Origin of the sequence: Mesorhizobium sp. B2-3-5 (genome assembly GCF_006442395.1) — a bacterium.
GTDB lineage: Bacteria > Pseudomonadota > Alphaproteobacteria > Rhizobiales > Rhizobiaceae > Mesorhizobium.
Genome location: NZ_VFVX01000047.1, coordinates 1 through 22,265, shown reverse-complemented (window position 1 = coordinate 22,265; position 22,265 = coordinate 1). Strand labels below are relative to the sequence as shown.

Below are 22,265 nucleotides of genomic sequence, written 5' to 3'. Positions count from 1 at the left end.
AGGACTGCGCGGCGCCATGGGGCGCGGCGCGCCACCGCTTTGGATGTGAAGGGGTACGAAATGGGAAATCTGGATATAGCGGTCGTCGCCATCTATCTCGTGGCGGTCACCGGCATCGGGCTGTTCTTCGCCCGCTCGATCAGGACCGAGGAAGATTACATCGTCGCCGGGCGCCGCATGGGCCCGCTGTGGCTGACCATCTCGGCCTTCGCCTCATGGACTGGCCTTGCCGGCCTTTTCGGCACGCCCGAAATGGTCGTGCGCTACGGCATAGCGGGCACCTGGTGGTGGTTCACCTTCCCGATCGGCCTGTTGCTGATGGGCATCTTCCTGGCCAGGATCGTGCGCCAGCGCATGCATGTGACGACGCCCGACATCGTCGCACAGGATTATCCCGGTTCCGTCCGCGTCGCCGCCTCGCTGGTGACCAGCTGGAACTATCTCGCCTGGGCGGCGGCGCAGGTGTTCGGCATCTCCATGGTGTTCACCCTGTTCTCGGGCATGGACCCGAAGACCGGCGCCATCGTCGCCTTCCTGGTCGTCATCGTCTACACCATGCTGGGCGGCTTCCTGGCGGTGGTGGCGACCGACGTGCTGCAGGCCGTCATCTTCCTCATCGTCATCGGCGTGGTGGCGCCCTTGTTCGTCATCTTCGGGCCTGGCGTGCCACACATCTATGAAGCGACGAGGGATATTCCGGGCTTCTATCATCTTTTCGCCAACGTGCCGCCGGCCACGCTGTTCGTCTGGTTCCTGCTGCTGCCCGCCGGCTTCATCGACACGATCGGCTTCCAGCGCGTCTTTTCGGCCAATTCGCCGGAGACGGCGCGCAAGGGCCTGGTCTACGGCTTCGTCATCATGGCGGTGTTCGGCGTCATCCTCACCTTTCTCGGCGTCGCCGCCAGGGCGCTGCTGCCGGCCGGCGCCAACCCGGTCAACGCCATGCCCGACCTGATGGTGCAGCTTCTGCCGCACGGCATCATCGGCGTGCTGGTGGCCGCCTTCCTGGCGGTGGCGATGTCGACGGCCAGCACGACGCTGCTCATCACCGCCACCACGCTGCAGCGCGACGTGATCTCGCGGCTGCGCCCCGATGCCAGCGACCGGGAAAGGCTGTGGACCAGCCGCATCCTGCTGCTCGTGCTCGGCCTTGTGGCGCTGGTCGTGGCGCTCAGCGTGCCCGGCATCGTCACCATCCTGATGCTCGGCTTCTCGGTCTATGTGCCGGGCCTGCTTTTGCCGGTGCTGTCGGCCACCTTCGGCTGGCGCATTCCGTCCTGGTCGATGCTGGCGACTATCGTCATCGGCGCCGGGTCTACCGCGATCCTGGTGCTGATGGGCGAACCCGGCGGCATTCCGGCCTCGCTGGTCGGTTTTATCCTCTCGGTCGTCCCCTTCGTCGCCGGACTTGCGACGCGATCGCAACGTCAGCCGGCCTGAGCCACGGAAGACGCCGAAAAAGCAACGAGATGAGGCTCCATCCTGAATCAATGCGGGATGGAGCCCGGATGCGGAGAGACCCATGCAGAAGACCAGCTTCGACAAACTTTCAAGCGCCGACCAGGCCCTCGTCACCGCCGCCGCCGAGGCGCGCGACAAGGCCTACACGCCCTACTCCAACCACAAGGTCGGCTCGGCCGTGCGCACCGCGTCGGGCCGGCTGTTCTCCGCCTGCAATGTCGAAATCGTCACCTTGCAGCAATCGGTGCATGCCGAGCGCAACGCGGTAATGCAGATGGCGGCGGCCGGCGAGCGGCAGATCGAGGCCATCGTCTGCCACGGCCCCTACTCGGGCGTGCCATGCGCCGAATGCCGGCAGGTGATCTGGGAGTTCTGCTGCGACGATCCCGACGTCAAGATCATCGGCTCGACGCTCGATGGCGAGATCGAACTGATGACCATCGGCGAAATCTATCCGAGCCCCTACGGTCCGGGCACAAAGGGCATCGACCCGCGCAAGTTCTGAGGCCGAAAATAGATCTCGGACGATCCGCTTGCCGGCGTCACCATCCTCTTTGGTGAACGGGCCGATGTCGGGATTGGAAGGAAATGCACCTCCAACCCAATCCGCATTCGTGGATGCCAATGCCCGAAATGCGGCATCAGGCAGGATCACCGACGGGTCAGGCGCCACCGCACAAAATGCATGCGAAGCTGACATTTGAAGGAACATAAGTCAGGCAAGAAGCTTAGTAGCCATGAGCATGCGTGGCGTTCAATTGTTCACCAAAGCGACCACGCGGGATCACCTATCCGATGGTCCCGCGAAGAGCGAAGACATCGCCAAAGGAATTTCGAGCGCGGCGGAGAAAGTTACAACTCCAAACACCACGGTCCCGCCAGTCGAAAACGACTTAACGCGCATCGACATCGGGGACTCTAAGGGGGATCACAAAAAGATCCATCCAATCGTGGCAATCTTCGACAGTGATTTTTTCCCCATCCTGCTGCTCCTTGCTATTTATACCCTCGCTGTATTCGCCGCGACGTTCGCCCTGTTTCTTTGGTGGATAGGCATACTATAGGCGTGATCGAGCACGCGATCCGGAGTCCTGGAACAGGCGCCCGCCTCCGCACCGGGCGGGAGATTTCGTATCATCCCTTGTGTTCGAACACTGCCCCGTAGTGATACGGCGGTAGATCAACCATTCGCAAAAGCCGGAAACCATTAGCCTTCAAAACCGCCACCACTGCTTCGGGTGACATGCGCATCTCTGTCCTGGGGCCGCGCGGCTTGCCGAGCACGGTCGTCTGCTCTCGCGGCCGCTGATGCCAATTGACGAGCGCAAACAGACCGCGCGGCTTGAGCACACGGGCCACGACTTTGATAAGGGCCGGCTGATCAGGCACGCCGTGGAAGGTGTTGGCCATCAGCACAAAATCGATTTTTTCAGGCACAAGTTCCGCAACATCGCTGGCATCCGCAACAATCCATTCCAGGACCGAAACGCCGCGCTGCTCCACTTCGGCCTTGGCCGCCACGATCATGTCCGGGTCGAGGTCGAGCGCATAGACGCGGCCACCGACGATTTTCGCAAGCGGAGCGGTGAAATAGCCGTCGCCGCAGCACAGATCGAGTGCCGTCATGCCGGGCTCGATACCTAACGACAGCAAAAGACCCGACGGCTCTGGCCAAAGCACCTCCCACCAATCTCGGTCAGGCATGGAGGTGGCGGGAAACATTCCAGTCATCGGGCGGAAGCTTTTGAATTGTGCTGTGGGGCAGTGTCGACCGGCGAGCCGCCAAAGGCAATGCCGCCGTTGCCGATGGCATCGACTGGCGCAAGTTCCGAGACCGGCCGAAATAGGGACTCAGACAACCCGCTTGCCGCCGGCGTCGACGACGATCTCGCCGTCCTCCTTGGTGAACGGGCCGATGTCGGGGTTGGGCAGGAAATCGAGCACCGCCTCGGACGGCCGGGCCAGGACGACGCCGAGCGGGCTGACCACGATCGGCCGGTTGATCAGGATCGGGTGCGCCAGCATGAAATCGAGGATCTCGTCGTCGCTCCACTTGGCATCGCCAAGGCCGAGCTCGGCATAGGGCGTGCCCTTCTCGCGCAACAACTCGCGTGGCGTCATCGCCATCGCCTCGATCAGTTCGATAAGCCTGTCGCGCGACGGCGGCGTCTTCAGGTACTCGATCACCTCCGGCTCCTCGCCGGACTGGCGGATGATCGCCAGCGTATTGCGCGAGGTTCCGCAGTCGGTGTTGTGATAGATCGTGATGATCATGGCGCGGCTTTCATCCGGGTAAGAGTCCTGGGGTCCGCCAGCAGCCAGCCGGCCAGCGACAGGGCAAGCAGCGCACCTGCCAATTCCGCGGCTATGAAGGCCGGGACATCGGATGGTCGGATTCCGGCAAACGTATTCGAGAAGGCGCGGGCGATGGCCACCGCCGGATTGGCGAACGAGGTCGAGGCCGTGAACCAATAGGCGGCGGTGATGTAGAGCCCGACCAGCCAGGGGATGGCGTCGTTGCGGAAGCGCAGGCCGGCAAGGACGGTGAAGACCAGGCCGAAGGTCGCGACCAGTTCGGCCAGCCACTGCCCCTGCCCGCTTCGCACCGTTGTCGAAATCTCCAGCAATGGCAGTTCGAACATGGCATGCGCCACCAGTGTACCGACGAGGCCGCCGAGGACCTGCACGGCGACGTAAGCCAGCGCCGCGACCCAGTCGATTTCGCGCCGCAGCGCAAAAACCAGCGTGACCGCCGGGTTGAAATGGGCGCCGGAGACCGGTCCCAGCGTTGCGATAAGCACCACCAGCATGGCGCCGGTCGGCATCGTGTTGCCAAGCAGCGAAAGTGCGGCGTCACCAGTCAGCCTACTGGCCATGATGCCCGAGCCGACCACCGTGGCAACCAGCATGGCGGTGCCCAGCGCCTCGGCCGCGAGACGGCGTCGAAGGTCGGTCATGGCTCCCACCTCAACATTCGCAGGTCACGGCCTGGATGATCGGCTGGCAAAGCTCCGGCTTGCCGTTGCAGCAATCCTCCATCAGATAGGCCAGAAGGTCGCGAAACCCGGTCATGTCAGCCGTATAGCGGATGCTGCGCCCCTCGCGCTCGGCATGCACCAGCCCGGCCTGACCGAGGACCTTCAAATGCGCCGACATGGTGTTCTGCACCGCGCCCAGCCGCGTGGCGATCTCCCCTGCCGGCGCACCCTCGGGCCCGGCGCGGACCAACAGCCGGAATGCCTCCAGCCTTGTTTCCTGGCCGAGCGCGGCGAGCGCCAGCAATGCCGCTGTCTTGTCCATCAATCCATTTATCCAGATTTATGGATTAATCGCAGCGGATCATGACAAGCCTGTGACAGCCTCACGGCTTGCGCGTGGAACCGGTCGAGCGCGGCTCGCTGAGATGCGGGCGCCAGCCATGCACGCGGTCCCGCCCAGCGGCCTTGGCGCCGTACAGCGCCTCGTCGGCGCGCCTGACGAGATCGGCGATCTCGATCGCCGCGCCGCCGTCGAGGGTACCGACCCCGATGCTGACGGTGACGATGCCCTTTTCGCTGCCGGCATGGGCGAGCCCGAGGTCGCGCACCTTGCTCCTCAGGGTTTCGGCAATGACGAAGGCGCCTCTCGCGCCGGTTTCGGGCAGGATGAGCGCGAACTCCTCGCCGCCATAGCGGGCTGCCGCGTCGGCCGGACGGCGGGGCCGTCGCCTCGATGCAGCGGCTGACGGCGCGCAGGCATTCGTCACCCGCCGGATGGCCGTAATGGTCGTTGAACGGCTTGAACCAGTCGACGTCGATAAGGAGCAGGCTGAGCGGCGTCGCTTTGCGTCGGCCGCGGGCGAATTCGCGCGCCAGCGCTTCGTCGAAGGCCCGCCGCGTCATGAGCTCGGTCAGCCCGTCGCGATGCGCCAAAAGGTTCAGCTTCTCGTTGGCCATCAGCAATTCAGCCTCGACCTGCTTGGCCTCGGTGATGTCGGAAAACACGCTGAGGCTTCCGCCATCCCCGGTCGGCCGGGTCCGCACATCCAGCCAGCGCCCGTCGGCGAGCCGCACCTGGCGGTGGCTGGCAAGCGGCTGCGAGGCCATCACGTCGGCGATCCAGTCCTCGACCGCCTCCGGCGGCGTGATCCCTTCGCCGCGCGCCGCCGAGGCGCGCAGAATATCGCGGTAGTCGGCACCGGGCACCCTGATGTCGGCCGTCTTCGGAAACATGGCGCGGTACCGGGCGTTGCACAGCACCAGCCTGCCGTCGGGGTCGAACATCACCAGGCCATCGGCCATGTGCGTCAGCGCGTCTCCGAGCCTCGCCTGGCTTTCCGCCAGTTCGCTCTCCAGCTGCTTGCGCATGGTGATGTCGCGATTGTGCGTGATCAGCCCGACGACCGCCCCGGTCTTGTCGCGAAACGGCGCTTTCAAGGTCGCCAGCCAGCCCTCGGTCCCGTCCTCGTGGTGCAGGCGCTGTTCGATGGTGGAGGAGACGCCGGACGCCAGCACGGCAAGCTCGTCCTCGCGGAATTCCTGCGCCGTTTCGCGCGGATAGAAGTCGAAATCCGTCTTGCCGATCAGCGCCTTGGCATCAGGCGCATGCATCAGCTCGGCCGTTGCCGGGTTGGCGATGATGAACCGCCCGTCGAGGTCCTTGACGTTGAGGCAGTCGGGCAAGGTCTCCACCACGGCCTTGAAGATGCGCCTGGACTGCAATGCTTCGAGACGACGCCGCTCCTGGTGGAGCGCAAGCCCCGACATCGCTACGGAGACGAAGATGAGCAAGGTGGAAGGCAGCGCCACCTCCGGCAGAACGGTCTGCAGGACGGCTCGCGGCAGGACGGAAAGGCCAAACAGCGATCCGGCCGCGGCCGCCGCGCCAAGGATCATGATATCGGCCATGGCGGGCGGGCGGCCCCTGAGGGCAAGATTGCCGGCAATGCCGATCAGCATGGTGGCCGCGATCCCGACCGTCCCGGCGAAGGCGCCGATGCCGCCTTCGAAAGTCCGGAACGCTCCCGCCATGATCCCGGCGACGATGCCCGCGACAGGACCGCCGAAGAAGCCGGCAAGTCCGATCATCGTCGCCCTGAGATCGACCAGGACGCCCAGCTGCAACTGCATCGGGGTCAGCATCAGGATGATGGCGCCGGCGCCCATCAGCAGGCCGAAGGCCACCGCCTTCGCCATGGCCGGCCTGCGGTCCAGCCACACATGCGTGTGGATCCAGACCGAAACGAACATCGCGACGACCGCGAGATTGGCCAGCAATTCGGACCAGGGCGAACCCATCGCGCGCCTTTCCTCTCACCGGGCTTTCGCCGTATCGCCTCCTCGATAGACCCTCAATGACAACAAAGTGTTACATCGGGTATTTGACCTCCGGCGGAAGAGACAAGCATGCGGCGGCATGCCCGTTGCACTCACTCCCACCGCATCGTGCCGATGAAATCGATGAAGGCGCGCAGCGGCGCCGGGATCAGGCGGCGGCCAGGATAGTAGAGGAACGGGCCTGAAAACTCCTGCCACCAGGGCTCCAGCACCGGTTCCAGCCTGCCGTCGTCGAAATAGGGGCGCAGCCAGTCCTCGAACAGCGAGACGATGCCGCCGCCGGCGACCGCCACCTCGAGCGCGAGCGTCATCGCGGTGCCGGTGCTGACCAGCAGCGGGCCGGTCGGGTCGACGCTCACCACCTCGCCGTCGCGCTCGAACTCCCAGGGCGGCATGACGCCGCTGGCGAAGCGGCCGCGCAGGCAGGCGTGATCGAGCAGGTCGCGCGGATGGTCGGGCCGGCCGTGCCGGTCGAGATAGGCTGGCGCGGCGGCGGTGGCGAAACGCTGCCGGCGCGGGCCGATCGGCACGGCGATCATGTCCTGCTCCAGCCGCTCGTCATAGCGGATGCCGGCATCGCAGCCACTCGCCAGTATGTCGACGAAACTGTCCTCGGCGGTCACTTCCAGCCGAATGTCGGGATAGGCGGCGAGGAAGGGCGGCAACAGGCGCGGCAATACCAGTTTCGCGGCGACGACCGGCACGTTGAGCCGCAGCGTGCCGGCCGCTCGGCCGCGAAAGCCGTTGACCACGTCGAGCGCCGCCTCGACCTCGCCGAGTGCCGGGCCGAGCCGCTCGAGCAGCCGCGCGCCGGCCTCGGTGGGCGCGACGCTGCGCGTGGTGCGGTTGAGGAGCCGCACGCCGAGCCCGCTCTCCAGCCGCCGCACCGTCTCGCTGAGGCTGGAAGCGCTGGCGCCGCTCACCCGGGCCGCTTCGCGAAAGCCGCCGGCGCGCGCCACCGCCATGAACGCCTGGAGGTCACCGAGATTCGCCGCCATTGTTCGCCTTTCCGCACAGGGTGTACCGATTGCACCATATTATCGTGCAGATGCTCGAAGTCTATATTGGGCCGATCCAGAAGGAGATGAGACCATGACCGACATCAGCAAGGCCGGAACCTTCCAACTCGGCGACCGCATCGTGAAGCGCCTGGGCTACGGCGCCATGCAACTGGCTGGACCCGGCGTGTTCGGCCCGCCGAAGGACCGCGATGCGGCACTCGCCGTGCTGCGCGAGGCGATCGAAAGCGGCGTCGACCATATCGACACATCGGATTTCTACGGCCCGCACGTCACCAACCGGATCATCCGCGAGGCGCTGCACCCCTACCCCGCCAACCTCACCATCGTCACCAAGGTCGGCGCCCGGCGCGACGACAAGGGCGCGTGGGTTCCGGCCTTCGCGCCGGAAGAGCTCAGGCAGGCGGTGCACGATAATTTGCGCAATCTCGGCCTCGATGCGCTCGATGTCGTCAACTTCCGCCGTCATGACGGCCTGCATGAACCGTCCGAAGGCTCGATCGCGAAGGAGGTGACGGTTCTGGCCGAATTGCAGCGGCAGGGCTTGGTCAAGCACATAGGTCTGAGCAACGTCACCCTCGCCCAGGTCGAGGAAGCGCGCCGGATCGTACCGATCGTGTGCGTGCAGAACCTTTACAACATCGCGCACCGCAATGACGACGCGCTGATCGATGCTCTTGGTGCCGACGGCATCGCCTATGTGCCGTTCTTCCCGCTTGGCGGCTTCACGCCGCTGCAGTCGGACACGCTGGCCAATGTCGCACGCAAACTTGGCGCGACGCCGATGCAGGTGGCGCTCGCCTGGCTGCTGCGCCGCGCGCCCAACATCCTGCTCATCCCCGGCACCTCCTCGGTCGGCCATCTCCGCGAGAACCTGGCGGCTGCGGACCTCGACCTGCCGGCCGACGCGCTCGCTGTGCTGAACGGCATCGCGAACGAGAAGGCGGCCGCCTGAAGCAATGCGACCCGCCTTCTCCCTTGCCGGGAGAAGGCGAGGCCATGTCTTGCACACGCCTCGCCGCTCATGCCATCTGTCGGCCGACCAACACCGGCGATCGGCATGGCACGACGAGGAACACCAAACAGCGACGGGCGACCCGCCCCGCCCGGCGTCAGCCTGAATCGCGCGCTCTCAAAGCTTGGCCTGTGCTCGCGCACGCAGGCGCAGGTGCTGATTGCCGAAGGCCGTGTGCGCGTCGGCGGCAAGGTGGTCCGCGATGCCGAGCAGCGCGTGGACATGAACCGCGACAAGATCAGCGTCGATGGCGAAGAGGTCGTCGCCGAGCGCAAGGTCTATCTGATGCTGAACAAGCCGCGCGGGCTGGTCACCACCCGTGACGACCCGCAGCAGCGCGAGACCGTCTATGCCTGCCTGGAAGGGCTCGACCTGCCCTTCGTCTCTCCCGTCGGCCGTCTCGACAAGGCGAGCGAAGGCCTGCTCCTGATGACCAACGACACCCGCTTCGCCAACCGGCTCATGGACCCGGCCTCGCATCTGCCAAAGACCTATCACGTGCAGGTCGGCATGGTGCCGGATGAAGCGATGCTGGAGGCGCTGCGCGCGGGGGTGACCGTCGATGGCGAGACCCTGACGGCAAGCTCGATCGCGTTTTTGCGCAGCGGCGGCCGCACCGCCTGGCTGGAGATCGTGCTCGACGAAGGCAAAAACCGACACATCCGCCGCCTGCTGTCAGCGCACGCCATCGAGGTCAAGCGCCTCATCCGCATCGCCATCGGCCGCCTGCAGTTGGGCGACCTCGCCAAGGGCACGGCGCGGCATCTGACGCCGGAGGAACTGGCGCTGGTGGGTGGTGAACAAGCCTCCTCCGCCGGGCCGGAATTACGTTAAAACAAGGGGATGGAGCGATTCGGCGTTTCCATGAAACGATGAACCGCTCCTGGCCAAATCAGGCCTTGTTGGTGATCCACATGGTGGGCGCGCCGACCACGCCGGCGCTCGCCATCGCTTCTTTCAATTTTGGATTTTCGATGAAGGCGCGCGCGTCGGCGGCATTGGCGAAATCATGGGTCACGGTGACGTCATTAGGATCGTCCGCCACCTGGTAGACGCTCTCCGCCTTCACGCCGCTGGCCTTCTGAACCGGGGCGAACGCGTCATAAACCTTGCGCCATGCCTTGTAGTCGGACACGGCATGTCTCACGAACAGTGTCGTCATCATCCATTCCTTCCAGGCTGTTGTTGAAGTTGCGCCCAAGCGATCGGCGATGGGCCCTCCAGTCTATTGCCTCAATCCTGGCTTTGGCAAACAGGCGAATGAATGACAGCCGCACCGGCTCCTGACGGAAAGGTGTCAGGAGGACTGGCCTATAGATCGGCCGGGAAGCCCGTCGCGGCTTCAGCGATCAAGGAGCCAATGCGATGAATTTCGTCTCTGTCCGCATCATCACCTCGGATGTTCAGCGCCTCGTGCGCTTTTACGGCGAGATCACCGGCATGCCCGTGACGGTGTATACCGAAGACTTCGCCGAACTGGCGACGCCAGCCTGCACGCTGGCGATCGGCAGCACGCGTACCTTGATGCTGTTCGGCGGCGACATCGCCCGCCCCGCCGACAACCACACCGCCATCATCGAATTCCGCGTCGGCGACGTCGATGCCGAGTTCGCCCGCCTGTCGGACGTCATCAAGGTCACGACCGTGCAGGAGCCGACCACCATGCCCTGGGGCAACCGCTCGCTGCTGTTTCGCGATCCCGACGGCAATCTGGTGAATTTCTTCACGCCCGTGACCGCCGAGGCAATCCGGAAGTTCGACAGATAGAGGCATTTGGATTGGCCGTAGCCTTCCAGCGTCATCAGCCCAGGGCGAAGCAGGAGCTACGCTCCTTGCTCCGCCCGCCGATGACAAAGCATGTGTCCCTTTCGATCCGGTGCAACCGCCCTACTTCAGGTTCCACTTGCGCACGACCGGCTCGCCGAGGTCGTGCTCGTAGCCGAGCACGCTGATGCTGGCCGTATCGAGCACGAACAGAGCGCCGCCTTCAGGCTGCAGGCCGAGCCAGCGGGCGGCAAGCACGCGCAGGAAATGCGCGCTGGAAAAGATCAGTATGTCGGCGCTGGCCTGGCGCAGGCGATCGACGATCCTGTCGGCGCGGACGCCGACATCGGCCGCCGTCTCGCCCTGCGGGCAACCGTCGCGAAAGACATTCCAGCCGGGCCGCTCAGCCAGTATCTCCTTCGTGGTGCGCCCCTCATAGGCGCCGTAATCCCACTCCTGCAGATCGTCCATCTTGACGCTCCGCGCCCCAAATCCTGCAAGCTCGCTGGTGTTGAAGGCGCGCTGCGAGGGGCTCGACCATACGGTCGAGAACGACAGGCCGTTCAGGCGATCCGCCAGAGCGCGCGCGGCGGCCTCGCCGGCCGGCGTCAGCGGCATGTCGGTGCGACCGGTGTGCTGCCCCGAAAGGCTCCACGCCGTCTCGCCATGCCGGACCAGATGGATTTGCGGTAGCGCGCTGCTCATGGGATGCCCTCAAGGTTGCCGGCACTCTAGAGGACGATCCGGCAAAGGCAAATCCGACTGGCGAGTCCGCGCCGGGCCTCTTCCCGATGCGCGCCGCCCCTCATCTGGCCGCCGCCACTTCTCTCCGTCAGCGGCAAGGAGAAATGCCCGGTAGGGGATGAGAGGCGGCGCCAAGGTCGGCAACGAGCCGCCAAGCGAAAAATCACGCCGCTCCGGGCGGCCAGACAGCCATTGGTGTTGATCCACACCAAAGTCGGCCTGTAAGGGTCTCGACGCCGCGACTATATCAGGATCAGCCTTTTTCGGGCTCCCGCCACCCCAAGGGCATCGGCCCTTGCACAACAGGTCAGATCATCATGTACAAACATCTGCTCATCGCCACCGACGGATCGGAACTGGCCGGCAAGGGCGTCGCCCACGGCCTTATGCTGGCCAAGGGCGTCGGCGCCACCGTCACCTTCGTCACCGTCTCGGAACAATTCCCGATCTTCGCCTGGGGCGGCGCCATGGCCGGCTATGCGGCGGGCGATGAATTGGCCGTCTTCCAGGAAGAATCGCGCAAATACGGCAAGGAGGTTCTCGACAAGTGCAAGGCTTCAGCCGATGCGGCCGGCGTCTCCGCCGAGGTGGTCCATGTCGAGGATAAAAGGCCCGCCGAAGCGATCCTGGAACTGTCGCAGGCTCTGGGCTGCGACCTAGTCGTCATGGCCTCGCATGGCCGCCGCGGACTGGGCAGGCTGCTTCTGGGCAGCCAGACGGCGGAAGTGCTGTCCTACACCGAGATCCCGGTGCTGGTCGTTCGCTAGGAATAGCCGGGAATGGCCGATGACGGGCGCACCAGGATCATCCCCGGGAGGACGCCGGAATCGGCAGCCATGCTGGCGGACGTCAAACGGGCGATGGCGATCACCGCCCGTCTCAACCGTTTGACGTTCAACGACGCCGGCGAGGTCCGTGCGCTGTTCAGCGAACTGATCGGCAAGAAGGTGGACGACAGCGTTCTGTTGGTGCCGCCCTTTTATGCGACCGGCGGAGCCGGCATGCGCATCGGACGCAATGTCTTCATCAATCAGAACTGCACCTTCTATGATCTCGGCGGGCTCGACATCGCCGACGATGTGATGATCGGCCCGAATGTGAGCCTCATCACATCGGGTCATCCGCTCGAACCATCCCGGCGGCGCGGCTTCACCACGGCCAGGCCGATCGTCATTGAACGAAACGTCTGGATCGCAGCCGGCGCAACGGTCGTCGGCGGCGTGACCGTTGGCGAAAACTCCGTCGTCGCGGCGGGCTCGGTGGTGACAAGGGATGTACCCCCGAACATGCTTGTCGGCGGAAACCCGGCGCGGGTCATCCGTTCGATCGCCGAATGAGTCAATGAACTCTTTCAGGGGACGCGCCAAAACCGCCCAAGGCTCGCATAGTTCTTGCGCGGACCTTTGACGCGCCACGCCTCGGCCCATTCATCCGGACCGCGAAAGAAGAAGCGCCCGACATAAAGATCGGCGCCACACGGATGCCGGACGAACTGCGCCGCCTTCGGCTCGAGTTCGATGAAGTCACGGCCATCGGCGTGCAGCACCCGCATCGAGCTCCCGCAGGGCTTGAGCCGGTAGCTTCTGCTCGCCGGCATTTCGCGCGAGCCGATCCGCATCAGGCCATGCTCGGTAAAAGCATCGGCCGTGACCACTGCGTCGCCGGCGAAGCGGTAGGTCGCGCCGGTCAGGAAATCGATCATGGTGCGGCGAACTTTCCAGTCGCCGGCAAGGCTGTTTTCCATTGCTGCCCCGACGTCGGGAGCCCCGCACTTCCTTTGGTCAAACAGATGTGATCCTCATTATATCTGCAACAATAAGACTAGAGGCCCGTTTTGCCTTACATCAGCGCCTGGTTCGCTTGGCCGGTCGAGCCAACGCACCTCACGGCGCCTTGCCCATGGCGCGCAGCGCGGTGGCTGCTGCGGTGACTTCGATGAAATCCCGGGGACAACCAGCCAGAGCGAGCCGGTAGAGCCGCAGGGCCTCTTCATCGTGGTGCTGCAGCCGCTGGAACTCCGCGATGTAGAAATTCGCCTCGCAGACCTCTTCGCTTTTCTTCGTCGCGTCCGGATCGTCGGCGGCGGCGAGCGCCGCCTCCGGGGTCTGCTGGCCGAGCAGCAGCCGAACCACCGGCGCCGGCCATTTCGTCATGTCGAGCCTGGCGTCCGCAAGAATGCTGGGCTGCCCGTTGCGGCGCCGCGCAAGGTCGAGCCAGATCGCGTAGTAGGAATCCCCGGCCTTCATCGCGGCGGCCTGCTCGAAATCGGCCTGTGCCTTGGCGGGCGGGCCGAAATAGAAGCTGACGATGGCCCGGCTCTGGTAGGCGCCGGCATATTTCGGGCTGAGGCGGATTGCTTCATCATAGTCGGCCAAGGCGTCGGCATAGTCGCTCTTGTAGACCTTGGCCAAGCCGCGCGCGTCATGGGCGCTGGCGCGGTCGGGTTCGATGCGGATCGCCTCGTCAAGGTCGGCGACGGCCTTGGCAAAGTCCGCCTTGTAGATCCAGCTGTAGCCCCGGCCGATATGGGCGCGGGCATCCTTTGGATCGCGGCTGATCGCCTGGTCGAAGTCGGCTATGGCGTAGTCGAACTGGCCTTTCCGGTTCCACGCATTGCCCCGGTTCCGGTAGGCGCTGACAAATCCGGCGTCGGTCAGGATCGCCATATTGTAGTCGGCGATGGCAAGCTCGTACTGGTTCTTGTCCATCCGCACGAGCCCCCTGCCATTATAGGCCCCCGCATATTTGGGGTCGATGGTCAGCGCGTGGTCGAAGGCCGATATGGCGAGATCAAGGTCGCCCTTGTCCCACCACGCCAGGCCCAGATTGTCGTAAGCCAGCGCATAGTTCGGATCGAAGGCGGTTGCCTTGACGTAGTCGACGATGGCGCGGTCGGTCTCATGTTTCAGCGCCCACATCCAGCCGCGGCCATTGTAAGCCGCCGCATCGTGCGGAGCGATGGCGATCGCCTTATCGTAATCCGCGATGGCGCGGTCGTAGTCCCGTTTACGCTCCCAAATCCCGGCGCGGTTGCGGAAGGTCTCGGCGTCGCCGGGATCGAGCCTTATTGCCTGGTCGTAGTCCGACAGGGCGCGGTCACTGTCGCCGCGCTTGACCCAGGCGTCGGCGCGCCCGCGATAGGCCTGGACATGTTTCGGATCGAGGCTAATCGCCTGGCTGAAGTCGGCGATGGCGCGTTCCAGATTTCCCTTGGAGGTCCAGGCCAGCCCAAGGTTGAAATACTGGTCCGGATCCTCCGGGGCGAGAAAGATCGCCTGGCTGTAGCTGGTGATGGAGCTGTCGTAATCGCCCGCGCGCAGATACGCGTTGCCTCGCACATTGTAGAGGCCGCCATTGTTGGGCTCGAGGCTGATCGCCTTGTCGAAATCGGCGATGGCCTTGGCATAGTCGTGCTTGATGTCGTTCCAGATAAGGCCCCGGTTGCCATAGGCGAGGGCGAATTTCGGCTCGATGTCGATCGCCTTGCCGTAATCGTCCAGGGCGCGGTCGTAGTCCTGCTTGTGGCTCCGGCTGAGGCCACGGTTGTTGTAGACGGCAGCGTCCTTCGGGTCCAACGCGATCGCTTTGTCATAGTCCGCAATGGCGCGGTCATAGTGGCCGGTGCTGTCCAGCAAATAGGCTCGATTGAAGTAGGCAAGTGCCCTGTCGCCCGCCGACGCGGCCTGGTCTTCCAGCACATTTGTGCATGCCACGATCCGGTTCGGAGCTGTGACCTTGTCGCTGCCGCAATCCGCCATGTGGCTGTTCGCGGCCATGGCGGGAGCAGCGAGCACCAGCACGATGCCGGCACAAACGCCCGGCCGCCGCATCTTTTCAACCAACCGTCGACTTCGATGAATAACCATGTGGGCAGAACTTGGATCACATTTGCGGGTTGCTGGCCGTTCCGCAACTTGATCAAGCAAATTCTTGATCTGCGCAAGTCGGCACCGCAAAGAAATCAGGACAAGTCGGGCTTCGGTTGCGCGATGCCTGGCAGCCTTTCGCGACCGGCGTTGATCGCGCCCGCTGGGGAGCTGCCCTCAGATCACCGCCAGCACCTTGCCCGTATCGTGCTGGCGCACGAAATCCACGCGCCCGCCATCCCAGTGGTAGCTGTAGTGCCGGCCCTGCACCGGCACGGTGATGACGTCTGGCCAGAAGATGCCGATGCACTGCCCGTCCGGCATGCGCACGCTATTCCATACCAGCCCGTCGCTGCCCGCTGCCCGCAGTGCCCGCCCCTCCGCCTGCGAAGCGGTGTAGTCGTCGGGATCGAGCACGCCGGGCACCGCGTTGACGTCGTCGAGGTCGCGGTCGACGCTGCCGACCAGCACGCGAAAGTCAGCCGTCCAGCCCGGATCCTCGTTGGTGGCACGCATGAAGTTCTGATGGTGGTGGATGGTCTCGGCCAGTGCCACATCCTCGCTGTCGCCGGCATAGTAGATGCCGTAGCTGCCATCCGAGAAACGGCCGGGCCGCAGCGTCGAACAATGCACGAAGGGCGCCATGACGAAGCTGGCGCCGGGACCGGAAACCCGCCTCGCCGCCGCCACCTTGCCGAGATCGCCGATCTCGAGTCTTATGCGCGGATTTGTCTTCTCCTCGACCGCGGCCAGCGCCTCCCAGTCGCGCGGATCGGCGATGTCCTCGAAGAGATCGATCGGCGGATGGATGGAGCGGATGATCCGAAAAGTCTGGGGCCAGTGGACGCGGCGCCGGACCGCGAGCCCACTCACCATGCACCACGCTCCGCGTCGAGCCATTCGCGCATCGCGGCAAGATCGGAGATTTCACCGCGCAGCATCAGGTCGAGCGCCGACTGCCCGCCGAAGGTGGCGTTTGGCTTGCGGATCCAGGCATAGCCGCGCGCCGGTTCGGTGAAGAGATAGCGCAGGCCCTTGTGGATGCCCATCAGATGCGCCATGCGGGTGCGCAGGTCGCGGTCGATCCGCCCTATGCCGCCCTCCTTCCACCGCGCCCAGGTTCGCGCCGACATGCCGCCAAGCAGGATGCAGGCTTCGAGGTCGGTCAGGTTCCACGCCTTGAACAGGTTGACGGTGGTGCGCGCCAGGGCGCCCGCCTCTTCATCCGAAATGGCGCTGCCGACCGTGGCTGGTGTGGTGACAATGGACTGAAGCTGCATTTTCCTGCTCCCGCTATTGGCAGATATATAGCAGGCATTTGCCAATTGGCAAGGAGTTGGCAAGCATCGGGAGCAAGCCCTTGAGGCCGCCCAATCGCCAAAGCCGGCGCCGCCCCTCACCTGCCTGCCGGCACCCTCTCCCCGTACAGGACGGGGAGAGGGGTTTAGTCATCGGCGATTTCGCCAATCGCCAGCGTTGCAGGAAAGGCGCCAACGTCGCGGCAAGCCCCTTCTCCCCGTCACTATACGGGGAGAAGTGCCCGGCAGGGCGATGAGGGGCAGCGCCGCCTCGGGCGATTGGCTACTTGCGGAAAGTCGCGTGCCGCGCGAGTACTCGATGCCTACTCAGCCGCCTCATACCCCGCGATGCCCTTGATCTCGAGGAAATCCTCGAGGCCGTATTCGGCGTATTCGCGGCCATTGCCGGACTGCTTGTAACCGCCGAAGGGCAGGCCGGCGTCCCAGGTCGGGTAGTTGATGTAGACATTGCCCGAGCGCATGCGCGCGGCCACATCGCGTGCCTTCTGGATGTCCTTGGCCTGAATGTAGGAGGCAAGGCCGTAGACGGTATCGTTGGCCTGCTCGACAGCCTGTTCGACCGTGTCATAGGGCAGGATCGCCAGCACCGGCCCGAAGATCTCCTCGCGCGCGATACGCATGTCGTGGGTGACGTCGGCGAACACGGTCGGCCTGACGAAGTAGCCGCGGTTGAGTTCGGCCGGACGGCCGGGGCCGCCCGCAACCAGCGTGGCGCCTTCATCGATACCGGCCTGGATCAGGTCCTGGATCTTGTCGAACTGGGCCTGGCTGACGACAGGGCCGAGCTTGGTGTCGGCGCCATCGGCCGGACCGACGGTGAACTTCTCGGCGGCGGCCTTGGCATAGCCGGCGGCCTCGTCATGACGGTCGCGCGGCACGAACATGCGGGTGGGCGCATTGCAGGACTGGCCGCTGTTGCCGAAGCAGCCGGCGACGCCCTTGGTGACTGCCTTGGCGAGATCGACATCGGGGAACAGGATGTTGGCCGACTTGCCGCCAAGCTCCTGATGCACGCGCTTGACCGTGTCGGCGGCGGCCTTGGCCACCAGGATGCCGGCGCGGGTGGAACCGGTGAACGACATCATGTCGACGTCGGGGTGGCTGGACAGCGCCTGGCCGACGCCCGGGCCGTCGCCATTGACGAGGTTGAACACGCCCTTCGGCACGCCGGCTTCGTCGAGGATCTCGGCGAAGATGATGGCGTCGAGCGGCGCGATTTCCGACGGCTTCAGCACCATGGTGCAGCCGGCGGCAAGGGCCGGACCCACCTTGCAGGTGATCTGGTTCAGCGGCCAGTTCCACGGCGTGATCAGGCCGACGACGCCGATCGGTTCCTTGACGATGAGCGACGACCCCTTGACGTGGCGGAACTGGAAGCTCTTCAGCACCTCGGCCATCTTTTCCAGATGCGCCTGGCCGACGCCGACCTGGCTGTCGAGCGCCATCTGGCGCGGGGCGCCCATCTCGCGCGACACGGCGAGCGCCAGGTCCTTGCTGCGCTTCTTGTAGACCTCGATGACGCGGTTGAGGATATCCAGCCGCTCCTCCACCGAGGTGAAGCCATACGTGCTGAAGGCGCGCCTGGCGGCGGCCACCGCCTTGTCGACATCGGCCTTGGAGCCGAGCGAGATCTGCGCGAAGACGTCCTCGTTCGACGGATCGACGACGTCGAGCGTCCTGGGCACTACCGGATCGACCCACGCGCCATCGATATAGAACTGCAGATTGTGTGACATGGTTTTCTCCTGGGTGCGCCGCATGGCCGCTCCGGCCGTGATATGGGGCTTGCAATAACGATGCGCAAACGGCGCTGTCAAACGCAATCCCCGAACTGGTTAAGCCAGCGAGCCCAGTCATTGAGCCAGAGTCATTGAGCCAGGCAATCGGGACGAACGGCCGCCCGCCTCAGCCCGTCAGCCTCTTGCTCATATAGACCGTCGTTCCGTTCATGAACGGCTCCTCCCGGTCGATGGAATAGCCATGCCTCTTGTAAAGCGAGACATTGGCTTCGAAGGCGCCATTGGTCAGCAGGCGAAGCTCGGGACGGTCCGCTTCGAGCGCCTTCTGCTCGGCCCGCCGGAGCAACAGCCCGCCAATGCCCCTGCCCTGTGCCTGCGGCCAAACGCAGACATTCTCGATCCAGAGGTGATCGTCGGCCAGCATGGTTTCGATGATCCCGACAATGCGATCCGCCTCGACGGCAAGGTCGAACGGATGTTCGGCGACCGCTTTGTCGTAATCGGCGCGCATCGGCAGCGGCTCGCGGCCGATCACCGGCACCCATTTGGCATAGGCCGAGCGAACGATGTCGCGGATGGTAGCCGCATCGGCGGGTTCGGCCGGCCGAAACCGGATGGACTTGTTTGTCATCTCAACACTCCAGACATCAAAAAACCCGCCGACCTGTTCAGGCGAGCGGGCTGGAAACGAACGAACCGGATTTATTTTGCCGGTATTCGTCGTCGCACGGTCAGCGTCCCGCTCGGCGATACATCGGAGCGGCGTCGGCTGGTGCTGGCGGACGCGAAAGCGATCATGGCGCCAAGCTGGAGCAGGAAGTCCGGGACGTCAATACCGGCTCATGGCGAATACCGCCGTCCGGGCGAAACGAATAGTCCGGCGAGCCTCACGCGGGTTGCGTTTCAGCGATCGATTCTCGCCTGCTGTTGCGGGGAATAGCGCTCTCCCTGCACGGCAATCGCCGAGACCGCGCTTTCGATGTTGGCAAGATCGCCCGCCGTCAGCGCGACAGCGGATGATCCGATGTTCTCCTCGAGACGACTGAGCTTGGTCGTCCCAGGGATCGGAACGATCCACGGTTTCTGCGCCAGCAACCAGGCAAGCGCGACCTGTGCCGGGGTCACCTTCTTCTCCGCCGCGATCGCGGCGATAGCATCGACCAGTGCCTGATTTGCCTTCCTGGCTTCCTCCGCGAACCGCGGGACGGTGTTGCGGAAATCGCTGCTGTCGAACTTCGTATTGGCGTCTATGGCGCCGGTCAGGAACCCCTTGCCCAGGGGGCTGAAGGGCACGAAGCCGATGCCCAGTTCTTCGAGGACAGGCAGGATCGCCTCCTCGGGTTCGCGCCACCACAGCGAGTACTCGCTTTGAAGCGCGGCGACCGGCTGCACCTCATGGGCACGACGGATGGTGCGCACGCCCGCCTCGGAGAGGCCGAAATGCTTCACCTTGCCTTGGCTGATCAGGTCCTTCACCGTGCCCGCCACCTCTTCGATCGGCACGACCGGATCGACGCGGTGCTGATAGAGGAGATCGATGCGGTCGGTCCTCAGCCGCTTGAGCGAAGCCTCGACGACGTCGCGAATATGCTGCGGCCGGCTGTCCATGCCTTCATGTCCGGCCGTGCCGGCGATGTCGATGCCGAATTTGGTGGCGATCACCACCTGGTCGCGGATTGGCTGAAGCGCCTCACCGACGACCTCCTCGTTCTTGAACGGCCCATAGACCTCCGCGGTGTCGAAAAAGGTGATACCGCGCTCGAACGCGGAGCGGATCAGACGGACGGCATCCGGCGTCTCCATCGGCTGCCCGTATGACTGGCTCATGCCCATGCAGCCGAGCCCGATGGCCGAAACTTCCAGGCCGCCGGTTCCAAGTATGCGTTTTTGCATTGTCATTCTCCTTTGCTCAGCCCTGGTACTGCGCGTCGCTGACATGCTCCATCCAGTCGACGGCCTTGCCGTCGAGGGATTCCTGGACGGCGATATGGGTCATCGCGGTGGTGGGCGCCGCGCCATGCCAATGCTTCTCGCCCGGCTCGAAGCGAACCACGTCGCCCGGCCGGATTTCCTCGATCGGACCGCCTTCGCGCTGCGCACGGCCGCAGCCGGCGGTGACGATCAGGATCTGGCCGAGCGGATGGGTGTGCCATGCCGTGCGCGCGCCAGGCTCGAAAGTGACGGCATTGCCGGCCGCGCAGGACGGCGAGACGACTTGAAACAGCGGGTCGATGCGCACCATGCCGGTGAACCAGTCGCCAGGTCCCTTGCCGGAGGCTTGCGAGCCGTTTCGCTTGATATCCATTTCTTGGTCCTTCCTTGTGCCGGGCAATCCACACCGGCTTTGGTGATGCCAATTTAGGGCCTGCGATTAAACTGGATTAGCTGTTATATCCGGCATGTACTTATGAGAAAGGCTCATCAATGCCGCGAGACAATCTGAACGAACTGACCGCTTTCCTTGCCGTCGCGCGGGAAAGGAGCTTCACCAGGGCGGCGGCCAAGCTCGGCGTTTCGCAATCCGCGCTCAGCCACACGGTGCGCGCGCTGGAGGAGCGGCTGGGCGTGCGGCTTCTCACCCGCACCACGCGCAGCGTCTCGCCGACCGAAGCCGGCGAGCGCCTGGCCCGCACCGTCGGCCCAAGGCTCGACGAGATCGAGATGGAACTCGCCGCCCTGAGCGCGTTGCGCGAAAAGCCGGCCGGCACCGTCCGCATCACCGCCGGCGAGCATTCCGCCGACACGATCCTGTGGCCGGCCCTGGCAAAATTCCTGCCCGACTATCCCGACATCAAGGTGGAGATCATCGTCGACTACGGCCTGACAGACATCGTCGCCGAGCGCTATGACGCCGGCGTGCGGCTGGGCGAGCAGGTGGCGCACGACATGATCGCGGTGCGCATAAGCCCCGACATGCGCATGGCGGTGGTCGGATCGCCGGCCTATTTCACCAAGCGGCCGAAGCCGCGCGCGCCGCAGGACCTGACCGCCCACAATTGCATCAATCTGCGGCTGCCGACCTACGGCGGGCTCTATGCCTGGGAATTCGAAAAGGCCGGGCGCGAACTGAAGGTGCGCGTCGAGGGCCAGTTGATCTTTAACACGGCCGGGCTGCGCATGAATGCGGTGCTGGCCGGCTTCGGCCTTGCCTATCTGCCCGAGGACCAGGTGACGGCGCAACTGGCCGACGGCCGGCTGGTGCGAGTGCTGGCCGACTGGTGCCCGCCCTTCCCGGGCTACCATCTCTATTACCCCAGCCGCCGCCAGGCGACGCCGGCCTTCTCGCTGCTGGTCGACGCACTGCGGCACAGGGGCTAGCCACAGCCCATCTGGACTGGACCCGCGGTCGTTCTATCTTCCTGGCGGAGCATGATGAGATGAACCCCGGAGCCATCACCGTGACCGAAACCGATCTCTATCGAGGCTACATCGACTGCCTCAACAATCAGGACTGGCAAAGCCTGCATCGCTTCGTCCACGACGAGGTGCACTACAATGGCGACTGGGTCGGGCTGTCAGGGTACCGCGACATGCTGGAGCGGGATTTTCGGGAAATTCCGGACCTCTATTTCGACGTCCAGCTCATGCTCTCGGAGCCGCCGTTCATAGCCAGCCGCCTCCAATTCAACTGCACCCCGAAGGGAACCTTCTTCGGCCTGCCCATCAACGGCAAGAAGGTCTCCTTCAGCGAGAACGTCTTCTATGAATTCCTGAACGACCGCATCAGGAACGTCTGGTCGGTCATCGACAAGGCGGCCATCGAAGCGCAGCTCTAGTCTCGGCCTGTTCGCCCTAGATCCGGAGCATTAGCGCCGCCCCTCATCGCCCTGCCGGGCCCTTCTCCCCGTATATTGACGGGGAGAAGGGCGCTCTCATCGGCGATTTCGCCAACCATCAGTGTGCAGGAAGGGCGCCGAGGTCGTGGCCAGTTTCCTTCTCCCCGTTCCTATACGGGGAGAAGGTGCCGGCAGGCGGATGAGGGGCCGCGCCAGCCCTGGCTATTGCCAAGATCGTTCGGAAAAA

At 64.5% G+C, this 22,265-nt stretch carries 26 protein-coding genes and 1 pseudogene; 10 read left to right on the top strand and 17 right to left on the bottom strand.

What is annotated here, in order from left to right:
- The first annotated feature begins 60 nt into the window (after window positions 1-60).
- The 3 genes from FJ958_RS28965 (at window position 61) to FJ958_RS28955 (ending at window position 2,525) form a co-directional block, all read left to right on the top strand.
- A complete protein-coding gene (locus tag FJ958_RS28965; protein ID WP_181176559.1) occupies window positions 61-1,440 on the top strand; it encodes a sodium:solute symporter family protein in 1,380 nt (459 codons plus the stop codon).
- Window positions 1,441-1,522: 82 nt separating this feature from the next.
- Complete coding sequence (locus FJ958_RS28960) at window positions 1,523-1,966, top strand: cytidine deaminase (RefSeq protein WP_140748754.1); 444 nt, start codon at window positions 1,523-1,525, stop codon at window positions 1,964-1,966.
- A gap of 232 nt (window positions 1,967-2,198) precedes the next feature.
- Window positions 2,199-2,525, top strand: a complete 327-nt coding sequence (locus FJ958_RS28955; protein ID WP_140748751.1) for a hypothetical protein — start codon at window positions 2,199-2,201, stop codon at window positions 2,523-2,525.
- A 70-nt stretch (window positions 2,526-2,595) separates the two neighbouring features.
- Here the strand turns inward: FJ958_RS28955 and FJ958_RS28950 are convergent, their stop codons facing one another.
- The 7 genes and pseudogenes from FJ958_RS28950 to FJ958_RS28925 form a co-directional block, all read right to left on the bottom strand.
- On the bottom strand, window positions 2,596-3,165 hold the full coding sequence (locus FJ958_RS28950; protein WP_348642234.1) for a class I SAM-dependent methyltransferase: 570 nt from the start codon (window positions 3,163-3,165) through the stop codon (window positions 2,596-2,598).
- A 147-nt stretch (window positions 3,166-3,312) separates the two neighbouring features.
- The gene (arsC, locus tag FJ958_RS28945) at window positions 3,313-3,735 is read right to left on the bottom strand and encodes an arsenate reductase (glutaredoxin) (RefSeq protein WP_140748745.1); all 423 of its coding nucleotides are present in this window, start codon (window positions 3,733-3,735) and stop codon (window positions 3,313-3,315) included.
- Window positions 3,732-4,418: an MIP/aquaporin family protein gene (locus FJ958_RS28940; protein WP_140748742.1), complete on the bottom strand. Its 687-nt coding sequence runs from the start codon at window positions 4,416-4,418 to the stop codon at window positions 3,732-3,734. Before FJ958_RS28940 ends, arsC begins: the two co-directional genes overlap by 4 nt.
- 10 nt (window positions 4,419-4,428) lie before the next feature.
- Entirely contained in the window at window positions 4,429-4,761 is a 333-nt protein-coding gene (locus tag FJ958_RS28935; RefSeq protein ID WP_140748739.1) for a helix-turn-helix transcriptional regulator, read from the bottom strand.
- Window positions 4,762-4,822: 61 nt separating this feature from the next.
- Complete coding sequence (locus FJ958_RS32295) at window positions 4,823-5,206, bottom strand: diguanylate cyclase (protein WP_281406692.1); 384 nt, start codon at window positions 5,204-5,206, stop codon at window positions 4,823-4,825.
- A gap of 16 nt (window positions 5,207-5,222) precedes the next feature.
- Window positions 5,223-6,605, bottom strand: a pseudogene (locus tag FJ958_RS32290) (PAS domain-containing protein); the annotation flags it as partial.
- A 263-nt stretch (window positions 6,606-6,868) separates the two neighbouring features.
- Window positions 6,869-7,774: a LysR family transcriptional regulator gene (locus FJ958_RS28925; protein WP_140748736.1), complete on the bottom strand. Its 906-nt coding sequence runs from the start codon at window positions 7,772-7,774 to the stop codon at window positions 6,869-6,871.
- A gap of 94 nt (window positions 7,775-7,868) precedes the next feature.
- On the opposite strand from FJ958_RS28925, the gene FJ958_RS28920 reads away from it, so the two are divergent.
- Window positions 7,869-8,750 (top strand): aldo/keto reductase family oxidoreductase, encoded by an 882-nt coding sequence (locus FJ958_RS28920; RefSeq protein ID WP_140748733.1) that lies wholly within the window; start codon window positions 7,869-7,871, stop codon window positions 8,748-8,750.
- 105 nt (window positions 8,751-8,855) lie between these two features.
- A complete protein-coding gene (locus tag FJ958_RS28915) occupies window positions 8,856-9,644 on the top strand; it encodes a pseudouridine synthase (RefSeq protein WP_140748778.1) in 789 nt (262 codons plus the stop codon).
- 58 nt (window positions 9,645-9,702) lie between these two features.
- Here the strand turns inward: FJ958_RS28915 and FJ958_RS28910 are convergent, their stop codons facing one another.
- The gene (locus FJ958_RS28910; RefSeq protein WP_140748730.1) at window positions 9,703-9,972 is read right to left on the bottom strand and encodes a cyclase; all 270 of its coding nucleotides are present in this window, start codon (window positions 9,970-9,972) and stop codon (window positions 9,703-9,705) included.
- 203 nt (window positions 9,973-10,175) lie between these two features.
- Here FJ958_RS28910 and FJ958_RS28905 point away from each other — a divergent pair, with 203 nt between their 5' ends.
- Complete coding sequence (locus FJ958_RS28905; RefSeq protein ID WP_140748727.1) at window positions 10,176-10,577, top strand: VOC family protein; 402 nt, start codon at window positions 10,176-10,178, stop codon at window positions 10,575-10,577.
- Between the two features lie 120 nt (window positions 10,578-10,697).
- Here the strand turns inward: FJ958_RS28905 and FJ958_RS28900 are convergent, their stop codons facing one another.
- Entirely contained in the window at window positions 10,698-11,279 is a 582-nt protein-coding gene (locus FJ958_RS28900) for a histidine phosphatase family protein (RefSeq protein ID WP_140748724.1), read from the bottom strand.
- A 356-nt stretch (window positions 11,280-11,635) separates the two neighbouring features.
- On the opposite strand from FJ958_RS28900, the gene FJ958_RS28895 reads away from it, so the two are divergent.
- Window positions 11,636-12,085: a universal stress protein gene (locus FJ958_RS28895; protein ID WP_140748721.1), complete on the top strand. Its 450-nt coding sequence runs from the start codon at window positions 11,636-11,638 to the stop codon at window positions 12,083-12,085.
- 12 nt (window positions 12,086-12,097) lie between these two features.
- The gene (locus FJ958_RS28890) at window positions 12,098-12,655 is read left to right on the top strand and encodes a sugar O-acetyltransferase (RefSeq protein ID WP_140748718.1); all 558 of its coding nucleotides are present in this window, start codon (window positions 12,098-12,100) and stop codon (window positions 12,653-12,655) included.
- 14 nt (window positions 12,656-12,669) lie between these two features.
- Here FJ958_RS28890 and FJ958_RS28885 read toward each other — a convergent pair whose 3' ends face one another.
- The 8 genes from FJ958_RS28885 to FJ958_RS28845 form a co-directional block, all read right to left on the bottom strand.
- Complete coding sequence (locus tag FJ958_RS28885) at window positions 12,670-13,062, bottom strand: DUF6314 family protein (protein WP_140748715.1); 393 nt, start codon at window positions 13,060-13,062, stop codon at window positions 12,670-12,672.
- A gap of 139 nt (window positions 13,063-13,201) precedes the next feature.
- Window positions 13,202-15,160, bottom strand: a complete 1,959-nt coding sequence (locus FJ958_RS28880) for a tetratricopeptide repeat protein (RefSeq protein ID WP_181176558.1) — start codon at window positions 15,158-15,160, stop codon at window positions 13,202-13,204.
- 201 nt (window positions 15,161-15,361) lie between these two features.
- The gene (locus tag FJ958_RS28875; protein WP_140748710.1) at window positions 15,362-16,060 is read right to left on the bottom strand and encodes an RES family NAD+ phosphorylase; all 699 of its coding nucleotides are present in this window, start codon (window positions 16,058-16,060) and stop codon (window positions 15,362-15,364) included.
- Window positions 16,054-16,464: an MbcA/ParS/Xre antitoxin family protein gene (locus FJ958_RS28870; RefSeq protein WP_140611808.1), complete on the bottom strand. Its 411-nt coding sequence runs from the start codon at window positions 16,462-16,464 to the stop codon at window positions 16,054-16,056. Before FJ958_RS28870 ends, FJ958_RS28875 begins: the two co-directional genes overlap by 7 nt.
- Window positions 16,465-16,805: 341 nt before the next feature.
- Window positions 16,806-18,239: an aldehyde dehydrogenase family protein gene (locus FJ958_RS28860; RefSeq protein WP_140748707.1), complete on the bottom strand. Its 1,434-nt coding sequence runs from the start codon at window positions 18,237-18,239 to the stop codon at window positions 16,806-16,808.
- 169 nt (window positions 18,240-18,408) lie between these two features.
- Complete coding sequence (locus tag FJ958_RS28855) at window positions 18,409-18,873, bottom strand: GNAT family N-acetyltransferase (RefSeq protein WP_140748704.1); 465 nt, start codon at window positions 18,871-18,873, stop codon at window positions 18,409-18,411.
- Between the two features lie 272 nt (window positions 18,874-19,145).
- A complete protein-coding gene (locus tag FJ958_RS28850) occupies window positions 19,146-20,135 on the bottom strand; it encodes an aldo/keto reductase (protein WP_140748701.1) in 990 nt (329 codons plus the stop codon).
- 16 nt (window positions 20,136-20,151) lie between these two features.
- A complete protein-coding gene (locus FJ958_RS28845; RefSeq protein WP_140748698.1) occupies window positions 20,152-20,547 on the bottom strand; it encodes a cupin domain-containing protein in 396 nt (131 codons plus the stop codon).
- A gap of 119 nt (window positions 20,548-20,666) precedes the next feature.
- Between FJ958_RS28845 and FJ958_RS28840 the strand changes: the two genes are divergently transcribed.
- Together FJ958_RS28840 and FJ958_RS28835 are read left to right on the top strand one after the other, a co-directional pair.
- A complete protein-coding gene (locus tag FJ958_RS28840) occupies window positions 20,667-21,560 on the top strand; it encodes a LysR family transcriptional regulator (RefSeq protein WP_140748695.1) in 894 nt (297 codons plus the stop codon).
- A 59-nt stretch (window positions 21,561-21,619) separates the two neighbouring features.
- The gene (locus FJ958_RS28835; protein WP_140748692.1) at window positions 21,620-22,018 is read left to right on the top strand and encodes an ester cyclase; all 399 of its coding nucleotides are present in this window, start codon (window positions 21,620-21,622) and stop codon (window positions 22,016-22,018) included.
- Window positions 22,019-22,265: the final 247 nt, after the last annotated feature.

What these genes read in the sequence shown, in the direction of transcription:
- FJ958_RS28870 (WP_140611808.1), bottom strand. Translation starts at nt 16,464, where the DNA reads ATGCAGCTTCAGTCCATTGTCACCACACCAGCCACGGTCGGCAGCGCC.
- FJ958_RS28875 (WP_140748710.1), bottom strand. Translation starts at nt 16,060, where the DNA reads ATGGTGAGTGGGCTCGCGGTCCGGCGCCGCGTCCACTGGCCCCAGACT.
- FJ958_RS28840 (WP_140748695.1), top strand. Translation starts at nt 20,667, where the DNA reads ATGCCGCGAGACAATCTGAACGAACTGACCGCTTTCCTTGCCGTCGCG.
- FJ958_RS28965 (WP_181176559.1), top strand. Translation starts at nt 61, where the DNA reads ATGGGAAATCTGGATATAGCGGTCGTCGCCATCTATCTCGTGGCGGTC.
- arsC (WP_140748745.1), bottom strand. Translation starts at nt 3,735, where the DNA reads ATGATCATCACGATCTATCACAACACCGACTGCGGAACCTCGCGCAAT.
- FJ958_RS28835 (WP_140748692.1), top strand. Translation starts at nt 21,620, where the DNA reads ATGAACCCCGGAGCCATCACCGTGACCGAAACCGATCTCTATCGAGGC.
- FJ958_RS28885 (WP_140748715.1), bottom strand. Translation starts at nt 13,062, where the DNA reads ATGGAAAACAGCCTTGCCGGCGACTGGAAAGTTCGCCGCACCATGATC.
- FJ958_RS28960 (WP_140748754.1), top strand. Translation starts at nt 1,523, where the DNA reads ATGCAGAAGACCAGCTTCGACAAACTTTCAAGCGCCGACCAGGCCCTC.
- FJ958_RS28955 (WP_140748751.1), top strand. Translation starts at nt 2,199, where the DNA reads ATGAGCATGCGTGGCGTTCAATTGTTCACCAAAGCGACCACGCGGGAT.
- FJ958_RS28860 (WP_140748707.1), bottom strand. Translation starts at nt 18,239, where the DNA reads ATGTCACACAATCTGCAGTTCTATATCGATGGCGCGTGGGTCGATCCG.
- FJ958_RS28915 (WP_140748778.1), top strand. Translation starts at nt 8,856, where the DNA reads ATGGCACGACGAGGAACACCAAACAGCGACGGGCGACCCGCCCCGCCC.
- FJ958_RS28950 (WP_348642234.1), bottom strand. Translation starts at nt 3,165, where the DNA reads ATGCCTGACCGAGATTGGTGGGAGGTGCTTTGGCCAGAGCCGTCGGGT.
- FJ958_RS28845 (WP_140748698.1), bottom strand. Translation starts at nt 20,547, where the DNA reads ATGGATATCAAGCGAAACGGCTCGCAAGCCTCCGGCAAGGGACCTGGC.
- FJ958_RS28855 (WP_140748704.1), bottom strand. Translation starts at nt 18,873, where the DNA reads ATGACAAACAAGTCCATCCGGTTTCGGCCGGCCGAACCCGCCGATGCG.
- FJ958_RS28900 (WP_140748724.1), bottom strand. Translation starts at nt 11,279, where the DNA reads ATGAGCAGCGCGCTACCGCAAATCCATCTGGTCCGGCATGGCGAGACG.
- FJ958_RS28850 (WP_140748701.1), bottom strand. Translation starts at nt 20,135, where the DNA reads ATGCAAAAACGCATACTTGGAACCGGCGGCCTGGAAGTTTCGGCCATC.
- FJ958_RS28895 (WP_140748721.1), top strand. Translation starts at nt 11,636, where the DNA reads ATGTACAAACATCTGCTCATCGCCACCGACGGATCGGAACTGGCCGGC.
- FJ958_RS28925 (WP_140748736.1), bottom strand. Translation starts at nt 7,774, where the DNA reads ATGGCGGCGAATCTCGGTGACCTCCAGGCGTTCATGGCGGTGGCGCGC.
- FJ958_RS28910 (WP_140748730.1), bottom strand. Translation starts at nt 9,972, where the DNA reads ATGACGACACTGTTCGTGAGACATGCCGTGTCCGACTACAAGGCATGG.
- FJ958_RS28920 (WP_140748733.1), top strand. Translation starts at nt 7,869, where the DNA reads ATGACCGACATCAGCAAGGCCGGAACCTTCCAACTCGGCGACCGCATC.
- FJ958_RS28935 (WP_140748739.1), bottom strand. Translation starts at nt 4,761, where the DNA reads ATGGACAAGACAGCGGCATTGCTGGCGCTCGCCGCGCTCGGCCAGGAA.
- FJ958_RS28890 (WP_140748718.1), top strand. Translation starts at nt 12,098, where the DNA reads ATGGCCGATGACGGGCGCACCAGGATCATCCCCGGGAGGACGCCGGAA.
- FJ958_RS28940 (WP_140748742.1), bottom strand. Translation starts at nt 4,418, where the DNA reads ATGACCGACCTTCGACGCCGTCTCGCGGCCGAGGCGCTGGGCACCGCC.
- FJ958_RS28905 (WP_140748727.1), top strand. Translation starts at nt 10,176, where the DNA reads ATGAATTTCGTCTCTGTCCGCATCATCACCTCGGATGTTCAGCGCCTC.